Source organism: Candidatus Vesicomyosocius sp. SY067_SCS001 (genome assembly GCF_014706615.1).
Classification (GTDB): Bacteria; Pseudomonadota; Gammaproteobacteria; order PS1; family Pseudothioglobaceae; genus Ruthia.
This window is the reverse complement of sequence record NZ_CP054877.1, coordinates 64,125-79,013: the sequence shown is the minus strand read 5'-3', so window position 1 is coordinate 79,013 and position 14,889 is coordinate 64,125. Positions and strand designations below refer to the sequence as shown.

The following is a 14,889-nucleotide window of genomic DNA, read 5'->3' as shown; positions in this document are numbered from 1 at the left end:
ATTAATTAAAAACCAAGTTTCTGAAATAAATCTTTAGCTTGATTTTGTATCTTATTAGTTTCACTAAAATCTAATGATTCTTTGAATTTATCCAATTTAAAATTTTCTTGAATATTATTAATCCATAATCTTCGAATTAGAGTTTCTTTGATTTCTTTCTCTCCTAGTTCAATACTTTTTTTATCTAAAGCATCTTCTAAATTATTAAGAATAATTTCCATCAATTCTTGACCAACTTTACTAAGTGTGATACCACTGCTACCACCAAATTTTTGAAGATTAATATTAGGTACTTTAATTGTCTCTTTAAGCCATTTAGTATCAATTTTTAATGTGGTATTAATAACATTAAATTGATTAATCTTAATTCTTTTATCGATAAATCCATGAGTTTTATCAGATGAAGATAAAGTGGTATTATTACTATTTTTACCTAAGTTATCAATTAGTGTAACTAAATTTACATTAGTCTTATTTTGCTCCAAAATAAAATGTATTCCATCAAAAGATAGCTCATCAATAACAATTAAATCTAGAGTGCTATCATCACCGATTTCTAATACAAGGTGATCCAAATAAAAAGCATTTTTATTATTAAAACTTGGTGGATTATGCACTTCAATAAAATCAATATTTAAACGCTTATCCAAAAAGCTACTGCTAAATTGACTAATAGTTATCGGTGTTTTAAGTATATTTTGTGCATACTTTTGTACGTATTTTTTTACTATTGGATCAAATACAAACATCATAATAAGAACCAAAATAACAATTAATACTATTAAAAAATACCCTATCTTTTTCATTCCTCTCCTAATCAATTCCTTTTATTAACAAGTATCCATTATTATCGCATAATAATTATTGAATCAATTTCAATATTTTTTCAACCTTCTAAAAAAACTATTAAAATAATCTATCTAAAGCAAAATTTAATCTGACATAGTTCTAGTCTATAATTAACTAAATTAAAAATTGTTAATCATCATTAAATTTATCAAATTGCATAAAATTACATTGTTCCAAAATTCTAATAATACTTAGATTGTAAGCCTTATTCTAATTAATAATCAATGTAACATAGTTCATAACTTTATTGACTTGTTCACTTTCAAACTTCATGCCTATTAAAGTGTCCTTTAACATTCATCTTGAATAATGCGTGTTTTTAAATAAACTAATAAAATAGAAATAGAAGCGGGAGTGACACCTTGAATACGGCTTGCTTGACCAATAGTCTCTGGCTTATATAGTTCAAGTTTTTGTCTAACTTCAGCAGAGAGCGCTTTAATTGAGTTATAATTTATATTTGTAGATAATACTGTATTTTCGTTCTTACGATATTTTTTAATCTCCACTAGTTGACGCTTAATATAGCCAGCATATTTAATTTGATTTTCGATCACTCTCATTAAAATAATATCCGTCAAAAATGGCTTACCAGATTCTATTTTACTTAATATTTGATAATCAATTTTCGGTCGTTTCAGTAATTCAAATAAAGAATATTCATGACTTATATTTTGATTTAAAATCGTATTTGCCTGAGTGTCATTTGCTTGTATCCAAGTGTTTTTAAGACGTTTTTTTTCTTGTTCAACAGCCTTATATTTAACTTGAAAAGACTGCCAACGAGCCTCACTAATTAACCCAAGTTCTTTAGCCTTTGGTGTGAGGCGCTCATCTGCATTATCCTCTCTTAATAATAAGCGATATTCAGCACGCGAGGTAAACATTCGGTAAGGCTCATTAGTACCTTTTGTAATTAAATCATCTACCATAACTCCAATATAAGACTCATCTCGTTTCGGTAACCAAGCGTCTTTTTCTAATATGGCACATGCAGCGTTAACACCTGCTAACAACCCTTGAGCTGCCGCTTCTTCATAACCAGTAGTGCCATTAATCTGTCCAGCAAAATACAATCCTGATATTTTTTTAACTTCCAATGTTTGTTTCAATCCTTTAGGATCAAAAAAATCATATTCAATCGCATAGCCTGGACGTATGATTTGTGCATTCTCGAAACCCTTGATTGAATTAATAAAATCTAGTTGCACTTTATAAGATAACGATGTAGACACTCCGTTTGGATAAACCTCATTAGTACTTAGTCCCTCAGGTTCAACAAAAATTTGATGTGAATCACGTTCGTTAAAACGTACTACTTTATCTTCAATGGATGGACAATATCTAGGGCCAATACTTTCTATATTTCCAGTAAAAATAGGTGAGTCTTTTAATCCACTACGAATTAAATCATGGGTTCTATTGTTTGTATAAGTAATATAGCAAGGAATCTGTCTTGGATGTTCTTCTTTAACACCTATAAATGAAAATGTCGGTAGTGGCATATCTCCTGGTTGTACTTGCATGAGAGAATAATCCAATGTTCTTCCATCTAATCTTGGTGGTGTACCTGTTTTTAATCTATTAACACCTAAATCATAAGAACGTAATTTTATTGATAAAGCATTGGAAGGTGCATCGCCTGCACGACCACCTTGAAAATTACGTTGCCCAATATGGATAATACCGCCTAAAAAAGTACCTGATGTAAGAATAACCTTATTTGCCATTAAAGCAAGCCCCATTTGAGTCACTACACCTTTAATTCGACCGTCTTCAATAATTAAATCATCAACTGCTTGTTGGAATAAAGATAAATTATCTTGATTTTCTAAAGCATAACGAATCTCTGACTTATACAAAATACGATCAGCCTGTGCACGAGTAGCACGTACTGCAGAACCTTTTGAGGCATTTAATGTACGAAATTGTATCCCAGATTTATCAATCGCGTGTGCCATAATACCACCCATCGCATCAATTTCCTTAACTAAATGTCCTTTTCCAATCCCACCAATTGCAGGATTGCAACTCATTTGTCCAAGTGTTTCAATATTATGAGAAATGAGCAACGTACTAACTCCCATACGTGCACTCGCAAGTGCCGCTTCTGTACCAGCATGACCACCTCCAATAACAATAACTAAATAACGCTTAGATTGTTTCATATTTATGAAGTTTAAATAAACAAGGCTCGTCTTTTAACGAGCCTTGTTTATTATTAATTATTATATGTCTACTTTACTTGAGAGTCTAACTCAATAGAAAGATATTTTTTACTCATGGTCTCTAATGAAGATACGATGATTTTATCAGCATTACCTGCTGAACCAAATGCCTCAAAACGCGCTGAACAAATATCACTCATCGCATTAGTTGCTTCTTTTAAGAATTTACGGGGATCAAAGTTTGATGTATTTTCACCTAGGTGTTTGCGAATCGCGCCAGTCGACGCCATACGTAAATCAGTATCAATATTAACTTTACGTACGCCATGCTTAATACCCTCTTGAATTTCCTCTACAGGAACACCATAAGTTTGACCCATATCACCACCAAAATTATTAATAATTTTTAGCCAATCTTGTGGCACTGAAGAAGAACCATGCATCACTAAATGAGTATTTGGAATACGTGCGTGTATTTCTTTGATTCTATCAATACGCAACACATCACCCGTTGGCTCTTGAGTAAATTTATAAGCACCATGAGAAGTGCCGATAGCAATAGCTAATGCATCAACATTAGTTGATTTAACAAAATCAGCAGCTTCTTCAACTGAAGTTAACAACATGTCTAAATCTAATTTACCTTCAGAGCCATGACCATCTTCTTCGCCCATCATTCCAGTTTCTAATGATCCTAGACAACCCAATTCACCTTCAACAGAAACACCTCCTGCATGTGCTATTTTTACAACTTCAGTAGTTACATTAACATTATACTTAAATGAAGCTGGCGTTTTCATATCTGGTTTTAATGAACCATCCATCATCACTGATGAAAAGCCAGATTGAATTGAACGCAAACAAACAGACGGATCAGAACCATGATCTTGATGCATCACCACTGGAATATGTGGATACATTTCAATTGCCGCTAAAATCAAATGACGTAAAAACGGTTCACCTGCGTAGCCTCGTGCACCAGCAGAACCTTGCATAATAACAGGACTATTAGTTTTATCTGCTGCTTCCATAATAGCATGGACTTGTTCCATATTATTAATATTAAATGCTGGCATGCCATAGTTATTAGCTGCAGCATGATCTAATAATTCTCTTAACGAAATTAACATATTTTTCTCCTTTTTAAGTTTTTTTAAAATTTACTACTTTTATTATTTATATAAATAAAACTACTTTTACTCTTATTTTAATACTCTGAATCACCAACTGTCAAAATTTTCATCAAGTTTGTACCGCCAGACTTATTTTTATACATACCCTTAGTTAAGATAACAGTATCGCCATCATAAACAAAATCTCCAATTTGTAAGCGCTTAATAACGGCCTTATTTATCTCTGTCCAATCTTTTTTAGTGGACAAAAAACAAGGATGAACTCCCCGATAAAGCGTAGCCTTTTGCAAAGTAGATATCTTATCAGACATTGCTACAATAGGAATACCTGAGCTAATTCTTGACATCCATATAGCGGTTTTACCCCCTTCTGTTAAAGTAGAAATCACTCTAGCGCCCATATGATTAGCGGCATACATTGCGCTCATAGCAATGGTTTCATCAATATAAGTAAAGGTTTCATCAAGACGATGATGAGATATTTTAGCAATTGGATTTTTTTCAGCTTCAATACAAACATCGTGCATGGCTTTAACAGCATTACCGGGGAAATTACCTACTGCTGTTTCAGCTGAAAGCATTACTGCATCGGTACCATCTAATACTGCATTAGCGACATCAAAAACCTCAGCTCGAGTTGGAATTGGATTAATAATCATTGATTCTAACATTTGTGTTGCAGTAATAACTATTCGATTATTTGATCTAGCTAACTTAATTAAACGTTTTTGTTGTGCAGGTAATTGTGCATCACCAATTTCAACACCTAAATCACCGCGCGCCACCATAATTCCCACTGATTCTCTGATAATATCTAAAATAACACTCTCTACTAAGGACTCAGCACGTTCAATTTTTGAAATTACGCCAGCATCACAATCTACCTGTTTTAATAATTTCTTAATTTCACGTACATCATCACCACTAACTGGAAATGATAAAGCCACATAATCCGCTTTAGCTTTTGCTACAATTAAAATATCTTTTTTATCTTTCTTGGTTAGTGCATTAGCAGATAAACCTCCACCACGAAGATTAATTCCTTTTTTATCTGACAAAATACCGCCTTGAACCACATTGGTATTAATTTTATTACCTTTAATATCAGTAACTTCTAGTATTATTTTTCCATCATCTAGAAGCAAAATACTACCAGGTTGCACTTCTTGTGGTAATTTTTTATATGCAATACCCACCGAATATTTATTACCTAAGTTTTCATCTAAATCAGCATCAAGTGCAAAAATATCTCCATTATTCAACTTAATCTTTATGCCACCTTTAAAAGCAGCAATACGAATTTTAGGGCCTTGAAGATCCATTAAAACACCTACATAAGTTTGATTAGCTTCTGCCCAAGCGCGTACTGCCTTAACTCTGTTCAAATGTTCTTTCTCTGAACCATGTGAAAAATTAATGCGCACAACATTAACACCAGCCTCAAGAATACTAACTAATACACCATCTTTATCCGTTGCAGGGCCAAGTGTCGCTAATATTTTAGTTCTTCTAGGCAAGTTTTATAACCTCTAAAGCTCTTTGTTCTAAAACTTCTACTGCTGGTAATTTTTTACCCTCAAGAAATTCTAAGAATGCACCACCGCCTGTTGAAATATAACTTATTTTATCCTCGATACCGTATTTATCAACAGCTGCTAATGTATCACCACCACCAGCAATTGAAAATGCATTAGACTCAGCAATCGCTTTACCTAACGTTTCCGTACCAGCAGCAAATTGATCAAACTCAAACACACCAACTGGACCATTCCATACGATCGTACCTGCATTTCTCATAATATCAGCTAACTGCTGAGCAGATTTAGGTCCGATATCAAAAATCATATCATCATCAGCAACATCTTTTGATGCTTTAGTTTCAGCCTTAGCAACATCTGAAAACTCCTTACCACATACTACATCTTTTGATACTGGAATTTCACAATCTTTCATAAGCTTTTTAGCTATTGGAATTAAATCATACTCACATAAAGATTTACCTACGTTAAAGCCCTGGGCTGCAATAAAAGTATTAGCAATACCACCACCTACAACTAGTTGATCAACTATCTTGGATAACGACTCAAGCACAGTCAATTTTGTTGAAACTTTAGAGCCACCAACAATTGCAACCATTGGACGTTTAGGATTGTCTAACGCCTTACCAAGTGCATCAAGTTCTTCTGATAATAAAGGACCAGAACAAGCAATAGGCGCATATTTAGCAACGCCATAAGTAGATGCCTGCACACGATGTGCAGTACCAAATGCATCCATCACAAAAATATCACAAATAGCCGCCATACGCTTAGATAACTTATCATCATTAACCATTTCACCGACATTAAAGCGAACATTTTCACAAAGCACTACCTTTCCATTGTTCATTTCAATACCATCCAACCAATCTTTTTCTAAACGCACTTGAATGTTTAATAACTCACTCAAACGATCTGCAACAGGCTGCAGACTAAATCCATCACTGGGATCGCCTTCAATTGGACGACCACGATGTGACATTAACATTACTTTAGCACCTTGCTTCAAAGCCATTTTAATAGTTGGTAATGAAGCTTTGATACGCTTATCACTGGTAACAACACCATTAGAAATCGGCACATTAAGATCTTGACGAATTAACACTCGTTTTGAGTTTAAATCTAAATCTGATAAATTAATAACTGACATAATAATTCTCCTATATTCAATAGTCTGATCAACAAATTTAATCAGGATTTTTCAACAAGCTCAACTAACGATAATCATATATTGGCATTCGATAGTTGAATCATTTATTTAGATAGTAATACTAACCCAACTTTGGTAAAATTATTCTTAATATATACCGAAATTCAACACAACAACATTGTAACTAAATTGATATCCTTTTCAAGGATATCTTTTACGGATTTTAAATTGCAAATTTTAAATATGCAAAACTCCTCTGCTAATTTTTAGTCTTTTATATCTAAAATCTCTAGTATATCTTTAATATCAAAATACTAAACTGATTATTTATAATAACTTGTTTTAATTTTCCAATCAACTAACCAAAATTAAGTTGTGAATTTTCCATATACAAATATAACATAAGAGCACAACTAATAAGCAATACAAGACGTATCTTTTTAATAAATTAAGCAACATACTCAACCAAGCGAAGCATATTACAGGTATAGCCATACTCATTATCATACCAAGATACAACTTTCACAAACGTATCATCCAAGGCAATACCTGCATCATAATCAAAAATTGAAGAAGCGCTAAAACCACGAAAATCACTTGAAACAACTGCATCTTTAGTATAAGCCAACGTACCCTTCATTGATCCTTGTGAAGCCTCTTTCATAGCGTCAAAAATTTGTTCATAAGTTGCACTTTTGTTTAACTCACAAGTTAAATCAACAACTGAAACATCAACTGATGGAATACGAAATGCCATACCTGTTAACTTACCATTAAGTTCTGGCAATACAACACCTACTGCTTTAGCAGCCCCTGTTGATGAAGGGATAATATTCTCAAATACCGAACGACCACCTCTCCAATCTTTCATTGAAGGACTATCGACTGTTTTCTGTGTTGCTGTTGATGCATGAATTGTTGTCATTAAACCACGCTTTAAGCCCCAATTATCATTAATCACTTTAGCTATTGGTGCAAGACAATTTGTAGTACAAGATGCAGCTGAAATAATAACTTGACCTGAATATTCGATATGATTTACACCATAAACAAACATTGGTGTATCATCTTTAGATGGTGCTGATTGAACCACTTTTTTTGCACCTGCATCAATATGCGATTGACAAGATTCTTTAGTTAAGAAAAAACCAGTACAGTCAATTACTACATCTACATCAATATCACCCCATGAAAGGTTAGAAGGATCATGTGCAGATGACAAGCGAATTTTTTTACCATTAATAAAAAAGTTATCGCTATCAACTGTAATATCATCATCAAAACGACCATGGGCTGTATCATATTTAAGCATGTATGCTAAATAATCATTCTCTAATAAATCGTTAATACCAACTACCTCTAATTCTGGGAAATCTTTTGCAATTGCACGAAATACCATACGACCAATACGACCAAAACCATTAATACCTATTTTTATTGCCATTTTATTACTCCTTTTTTACTTCATTAAATTATACCATTTAGATATAAATTTCATTCAAAACACTTAAAAAGTGTCAGTCATTTTTACCATGTTTAAATGTATTATCTAACCAATAATGGCTTTTGCTTGTGCAATAACATTATCTATGGTAAAACCAAATGCTTTAAATAATTGATCTGCCGGTGCAGACTCACCAAAAGTTGTCATACAAACCACGCCACCATCTAAGCCTACGTATTTATACCATCCATCAGCAACACCTGCCTCAATCGCAAGACGCTTAACACCTGGCGTTAAAACTGAATCCTTATAAGCTTGATTTTGATCATCATAAGCATTTGTACAAGGCATTGAAACTACACGAACCTTAACATTTATTGCCGCTACCGCTTTAATTGCTAAATTTACTTCAGAGCCAGTTGCAATAAAAATAATATCAGCCACACCTTCACAATCTTTAAGAACATAACCTCCTTTTTCAATATTTTCTACTTGTTCAGAAGTTCGTTCCATTGCTATCAAAGTTTGACGTGAAAATACTAATCCTGTTGGTGCATCACCTCTAAGCATCGCCACCTTCCAAGAAACTGCTGATTCAACTGCATCACACCCTCTCCAAGACTGGAAATTAGGAATCATACGCATAGTTGCTAACTGCTCAACTGGCTGATGCGTAGGTCCATCTTCTCCTAGACCAATAGAATCATGGGTATAAACATAAATTGTACCAATTTTCATAAGTGCTGACATACGTAATGCATTACGCATAAATTCCATAAACATAAAGAAAGTTGCACCATAAACCTTAAAACCTCCATGAAGCACTATACCATTCATCATATGTGCCATACCAAATTCACGTACGCCCCATGAAATGTAATTACCATTTGCATTTTGTGCATTGACTTTAACAGTTCCTGACCAATTAGTTAAATTAGAACCAGTTAAATCAGCAGAACCACCAAACATTTCTGGCAATAATGAACCCATAGCTTCAATAGTACGTTGAGAGGCCTGACGAGAAGCAATACTTGGCATTTCATCTTGTGTTTTAGCAATAAATGAATCCATCTCAACTTCAAAGTTAGCAGGCAAATCACCTGACATACGACGTTCAAACTCAACAGCATCTACTGAAAACTCCGCCTTATAAGCTGCAAATTTAACATTCCAAGCTAATTCATCAGCAATGCCTTTTTTTTTATGATCCCATCCTTCATAAATATCTACAGGAATTTCAAATGGAGCAAAATCCCAACCCAACTCTTTACGAGTTGCTGCAATCTCCTCATTACCAAGTGGAGCACCATGACAATTATGAGTACCACATAAATTAGGCGAGCCAAAACCAATAGTTGTACGTGTACAAATAAATGAAGGTTTAGTAATTTCATCTTTAGCTGCATTAATTGCAGAATTAATTGCATCAGGATCATGACCATTAACATCGCGAACAACATGCCAACCATAAGACTCAAAACGACTTGCCACATCTTTTTCCATCCAATCAGAAATATGGCCATCAATAGAAATATCATTATCATCCCAAAAAACAATTAATTTTCCAAGTCCTAATGTACCTGCCATAGCACAAGATTCATGAGATAAACCTTCCATTAAACAACCATCACCCATAAACACATATGTATTATGATCAACAATATTATGACCCAACTTATTAAATTGTGCACCCAATGTTCTCTCAGCAATTGCCATGCCAACTGCATTAGTAATACCTTGTCCTAATGGGCCAGTTGTTGTTTCAATACCATCTACATAACCATATTCAGGATGCCCTGCAGTTCTAGCATGTAATTGACGAAAATTTTTAATATCATCCATGTTAAGGTCGTAACCTGACAAATGTAGCAATGAGTAAATAAGCATTGAACCATGTCCATTTGATAACACAAAACGGTCACGATTAGACCATTTAGCATTCATTGGGTTATACTTTAAATGATCATTCCAAAGCACTTGTGCAATATCTGCCATACCCATTGGCGCACCTGGATGACCTGAGTTTGCCCTTTGAACTGCATCCATACTTAAAACACGAATGGCATTTGCTAAATCTCTGCGTGATGGCATAGTAAAATTCCTTGAACAAAATATTAAATAATTATACGTAAAAAACTACTCTTTAATCAAGCCACTCCAAAAATGATTTCTTACAACAAAAAAAATAATCATAATCATGGTAAAAATTGATTAAATTATGAGGCTAATCTTTCTAAGTTAGATTAATATAAAAGATACACATTAAAACATAATATCAATCATGACATTATTATGGTGGTTATGAATGGAGTTGAACCACTAACCACAACATTATAAAATATATGCTTACAGTTTTAACCTACATGCATCATATTCACTAGAATACTTGTACAAAGACGTAGTTATATTAAAAGTATTATAGAAAGCAAGAAGTAAAACTTTAAAAATATTAAACACTATTAGTAATGGAATTAATCAAAAAAGCAAAAAGTGAATCTATTACAATTATCGCCATTTAGCAGATACTGGATAATTATATCACAAGTCGTTGTACTAACTTGAATACTCATATTATTAAGAACTATCTATATGATTAGAAAGATAAAAATATTAAGTATTACTCGTTACGATGTGGAAAAAAAACACATAGACATGACTTAAAAATCTACAACAAAATCAAACACTCTCTATGAGACTGCTTAGTTAATTAAGCACAAGGTGAGTATGAAATAATGGTCGACCTATAATAATTAATAACTCAACCAAAAGGCTTAGCCACATTAAAACCTGGAATAGAGAAACACGTAGAAGAGCAATAATAAAGTCATATAATTCGAAAAAATAGATTATTAAACATCCTATCGTAAAATTCTACGTTTATGTGAAGAAAGATTTAAAATTATTTTTCATTCTAAGTAAACTCTAATACACTGTACTACATTTAATCCCATCAAAGTTACTAATGCCTTACAAAAGAACTTCAACTTCTGAAGGATAAAAGGATAAATTACATAAAAAGTATTTAATGAATCTAATTAATAACAAAGTATAGAAGTTACTCGATAAAAATGAAGTCGGTGCCATTCTTAGAATATCGTGTAAACCTCTCGTAAACAGCAGATACAAAAAATATGACCTCCAAGTCTCCTATACATTAAAATAAATAAATTATTTAGATACAAAATCTGATATAAGGAACTAGGTTTAATCACACTGGGTAACAAGTAGGTGAACTATTAACTTAAAGAATATCTTAAGTATTATATCTACTTAATTTAAAAGTATTTCCTTATATATAATAAAAAGAATACGTTAATAGCTAATAAAGATACATACATCAATTAATTACTGGTTAGACAAACTCTGATGCCGATGGTTGCCACAACTCATAAGATAAACAACTTGTTTGTCGTTGATATAGATGTGAACAGCGATACTAGAAGTATAACAACTATTAAAATATGTTGAGTTTTAATAGTAAAGTAGGTACATACATCCACAGATAATTTGTATTACTATTTTAATTACCCTATAGGTAATAGACAAAACTAGGTATCAACATCCATACTAATCGCGAATATATAGTTGTACCAGGTTTTAGTATTGACAGTAAACCCCTACGAATTTTAGAATAAGGATAAAAAGCTTACCAAACTTCTTCAAGAACTGTTTATAGTATTAACTAACTAACCAACTAGACTCGATGCATTTTGAAATACCGGCTTCTAATGTTATTAATAGTGTCAAGAAAGTAGCACTAATTGTAATACCTTTAGATTTACTAGTAATTAGAAAGGTGATGATACGCCTTATGAAGCAGCCGAACTACAGATACTACTAAATGCAAAACACCTAACTATTCATAATTAAGTATCTTTAACAGTACAGAAAAAGAAGGTTCAGAACACTTAACTAAGCTAGATAGTACAAATGGTTTACACATAAGTATGATAAATAAATGTATTTGGATTGGTATAGATGGTGTTTTAATGATGATAGATATATCTATAAACTAACAAAAAAGGATGCATTATTCCGATATAGCCAAATATCAGAATTAAGTATTATGATAGAAGGCATTAGATGACTAAATATGCAACTCGATCTGAATCTAGACAAACTATCAAGTCAAACATTCATTTAGCAAAGAATGAACTAGAAATTCCATTAATAATAAGACCTAAACACAGACCCTTACTTATTAAGTGTAGCTAATAAGGATATAAAGTCTTAAATAAAGCTCCAAAGCTGACTTTTTTACTAAACAAGCGTTAGTTGTCTATAACTCTAAATCAAAGTTCTCATTATGGATATAGTTCCTAAATTAGGCTATTAATAATGACTAAGATATGATTAACTATCTTCAGATAATTATTGGTTATTCGCTAAATAAAAAGACTAAAGAACGGAGGTTATTCTTCCTTTATGGTTAAAAGTACTAGTAGTGTTCTATAGTTGTAGTAATGAACATTAATATATTGGAATAAAAATAATGATTAAGTAGTACTTCAGATAGAAATGGTACCAAAGCGGTAAATATATTGAATCATTATGAACTACAACTAGAAAGAATGAAACAGAAACTAAATTAAGGAAAATTTTAACGCTATTAGCGTAATTGAAATAACAATATTAATTTTGACTCTAAATTATTAATAATTTAGTAGATTCAAGTGTAGCAAAATTAATAAAAAAGCTGAAGTTAAAAAATGATTCAATCAATAACTCTTTATCTAAAAACTTAAAAGCTGGAAAATAGAACTAAAACTACAATAAATCAAACATAAATTTGATCAAAATAAAATCAATCACATTCTTCATCTAATGCTAATTTTAATAACCGATAGAGTATGGATACCTGTATTTAGGATAGAAATATATTCTAATGTCTTCTACTAGTACCAATAGTATTTACATCGATAAATATAAGACTATACTTATGTTCAAGCATGCTTATTTAACTTTGTCAGTTATGGGTTTCAATCAAAGGGACAAAATAATGCTATTATAGGATCTAGAAACTCATACAACCATATAGCTAAATACATTACGTAGCTTCTCTTTTACTTCTTTATAGTGTATAAAAATAATACTCTATTGACTGATATTCCATTCAATCAAATAGGTTCTTTTACTCAGTTTGAACTACTGAATAAAACTATAAAATTATGCGGTCAGGTAGTGTTTGTATGTAAAGTCTATAAAGTTGAAGGTAAATAAAACTAAACCTATTAGACAGATGAAGTATAACTATCTATGTTTATATAGGCGTGTGTGTTGGAGTATAAAGAAAGGTTCAGGTAGATTATAAGATTAAAAAGATAATCCATTGTTAGGGTTACTAACAACCAACTGCTATGGTTACTTGTTATAAGGTACAGTTAGAAATAGAGTGACATAAACTAGATGATATGTTTAACAAAGCTTCCAAGAAATTAGACTGGATTTCTGATTAGATTAAACAATTACAAACGTATTGGCTTAATCAATGTAATACTATATACTTTTAACTATAAAAGAGGTACAAGATTTATCACATATATTCCTTGTATGGTTGAATTGAGCAAGCAGAAACAGAATGAAATTTATAAAAATTTTGTTGAGAATTGGTAATGGTTGTATTTAGTAAAGTGATTGTAATTATTAGATATTTAAATAAAAATAACAAATAAAATTAAAAAATACCAGCTACTATTCATATGACTTGTATTAATTATATAAATATTTACAATTTGATAAAAATCCTAAAATAAGGATAATCGACTCTGATTGTTTTCAAAGTACTATCTCAGATAATAAAGGGCTATTCAATGTTGTATCCTACAATAAAAAGATAAGTAAGTTTGATATTTTTTGTATTGATGAATATAACCAGACTAAAAAAGAATTATGTAAAACAGTTAAAGATGCATATAAGAAATAGACTCTAATCATTAAATTTGTGAAACTATTTTTATCTATCCTAATAGGAACTCTTGTTTTTCAAGTACAATCAAAACCCCAATACGGTACAGTAATAGTATCAAAAGTCATCAGTGTTTATGATGGCGATACCTTCAGAGTAAATATAGACTTACTACCACCTATCATAGGTAAGAATATACCTATTAGGGTGAATGGAATAGACACTCCAGAAATTCGAGGAAAGTGCCAGTATGAAAAGAATATAGCCATTAAGGCAAGAAATTTTGTAAGAGGTAAACTAAACAATGCTGAAGAAATTAAGTTAACTAATTTACAGAGAGGTAAGTACTTCAGGGTTATTGCCAATATAATGGTTGATGGTGTTAGTTTAGGACAGGAGCTACTTGATAATGAGTTGGCTTATAGTTATTATGGTGGCAAGAAATTAAATTGGTGTAAATAATAGACTTAAAATATAACCAAAGACGTATACCATAGTTATAACTCTAAACTAACCGCTAAATATGGTCCTTATGTTATCCTAGAGTTGTTTATGAACAAGTATAAAAAGCTAAAAGCCTTATATAATATGGTGGTTATAGGTGGACTTGAACCACCGACCCCAGCATTATGAATGCTGTGCTCTAACCAGCTGAGCTACATAACCACATAACTATAAAAAGAAACATTATCGAAAGATTTA

Annotated in this window: 8 protein-coding genes and 1 tRNA gene; 1 reads left to right on the top strand and 8 read right to left on the bottom strand. The window is 32.0% G+C overall.

The window, feature by feature from the left end:
* Positions 1 to 5: 5 nt before the first annotated feature.
* The 7 genes from HUW60_RS00365 to tkt form a co-directional block, all read right to left on the bottom strand.
* Positions 6 to 806: a hypothetical protein gene (locus tag HUW60_RS00365; RefSeq protein ID WP_190600478.1), complete on the bottom strand. Its 801-nt coding sequence runs from the start codon at positions 804 to 806 to the stop codon at positions 6 to 8.
* 333 nt (positions 807 to 1,139) lie between these two features.
* The gene (gene mnmG / locus HUW60_RS00360) at positions 1,140 to 3,017 is read right to left on the bottom strand and encodes a tRNA uridine-5-carboxymethylaminomethyl(34) synthesis enzyme MnmG (RefSeq protein ID WP_190600477.1); all 1,878 of its coding nucleotides are present in this window, start codon (positions 3,015 to 3,017) and stop codon (positions 1,140 to 1,142) included.
* 68 nt (positions 3,018 to 3,085) lie between these two features.
* Entirely contained in the window at positions 3,086 to 4,147 is a 1,062-nt protein-coding gene (fba, locus tag HUW60_RS00355) for a class II fructose-bisphosphate aldolase (RefSeq protein WP_190600476.1), read from the bottom strand.
* A gap of 77 nt (positions 4,148 to 4,224) precedes the next feature.
* Positions 4,225 to 5,667 (bottom strand): pyruvate kinase, encoded by a 1,443-nt coding sequence (gene pyk, locus HUW60_RS00350; RefSeq protein WP_190600475.1) that lies wholly within the window; start codon positions 5,665 to 5,667, stop codon positions 4,225 to 4,227.
* Positions 5,660 to 6,838 carry a phosphoglycerate kinase gene (locus HUW60_RS00345; protein ID WP_190600474.1) on the bottom strand — a complete coding sequence of 393 codons (1,179 nt, stop codon included), beginning with the start codon at positions 6,836 to 6,838 and terminating at the stop codon, positions 5,660 to 5,662. Before HUW60_RS00345 ends, pyk begins: the two co-directional genes overlap by 8 nt.
* A gap of 448 nt (positions 6,839 to 7,286) precedes the next feature.
* The gene (gene gap / locus HUW60_RS00340; protein ID WP_190600473.1) at positions 7,287 to 8,282 is read right to left on the bottom strand and encodes a type I glyceraldehyde-3-phosphate dehydrogenase; all 996 of its coding nucleotides are present in this window, start codon (positions 8,280 to 8,282) and stop codon (positions 7,287 to 7,289) included.
* A gap of 105 nt (positions 8,283 to 8,387) precedes the next feature.
* Complete coding sequence (tkt, locus tag HUW60_RS00335) at positions 8,388 to 10,373, bottom strand: transketolase (RefSeq protein ID WP_190600472.1); 1,986 nt, start codon at positions 10,371 to 10,373, stop codon at positions 8,388 to 8,390.
* Positions 10,374 to 14,394: 4,021 nt separating this feature from the next.
* Here tkt and HUW60_RS04940 point away from each other — a divergent pair.
* Positions 14,395 to 14,649, top strand: coding sequence for a thermonuclease family protein (locus HUW60_RS04940; protein ID WP_238924484.1), 255 nt, complete (start codon positions 14,395 to 14,397; stop codon positions 14,647 to 14,649).
* A gap of 127 nt (positions 14,650 to 14,776) precedes the next feature.
* Here HUW60_RS04940 and HUW60_RS00325 read toward each other — a convergent pair.
* Positions 14,777 to 14,853: transfer RNA gene (locus HUW60_RS00325), tRNA-Met, on the bottom strand.
* Positions 14,854 to 14,889: the final 36 nt, after the last annotated feature.

What these genes read in the sequence shown, in the direction of transcription:
- HUW60_RS00365 (WP_190600478.1), bottom strand. Translation starts at nt 806, where the DNA reads ATGAAAAAGATAGGGTATTTTTTAATAGTATTAATTGTTATTTTGGTT.
- mnmG (WP_190600477.1), bottom strand. Translation starts at nt 3,017, where the DNA reads ATGAAACAATCTAAGCGTTATTTAGTTATTGTTATTGGAGGTGGTCAT.
- fba (WP_190600476.1), bottom strand. Translation starts at nt 4,147, where the DNA reads ATGTTAATTTCGTTAAGAGAATTATTAGATCATGCTGCAGCTAATAAC.
- HUW60_RS00345 (WP_190600474.1), bottom strand. Translation starts at nt 6,838, where the DNA reads ATGTCAGTTATTAATTTATCAGATTTAGATTTAAACTCAAAACGAGTG.
- gap (WP_190600473.1), bottom strand. Translation starts at nt 8,282, where the DNA reads ATGGCAATAAAAATAGGTATTAATGGTTTTGGTCGTATTGGTCGTATG.
- tkt (WP_190600472.1), bottom strand. Translation starts at nt 10,373, where the DNA reads ATGCCATCACGCAGAGATTTAGCAAATGCCATTCGTGTTTTAAGTATG.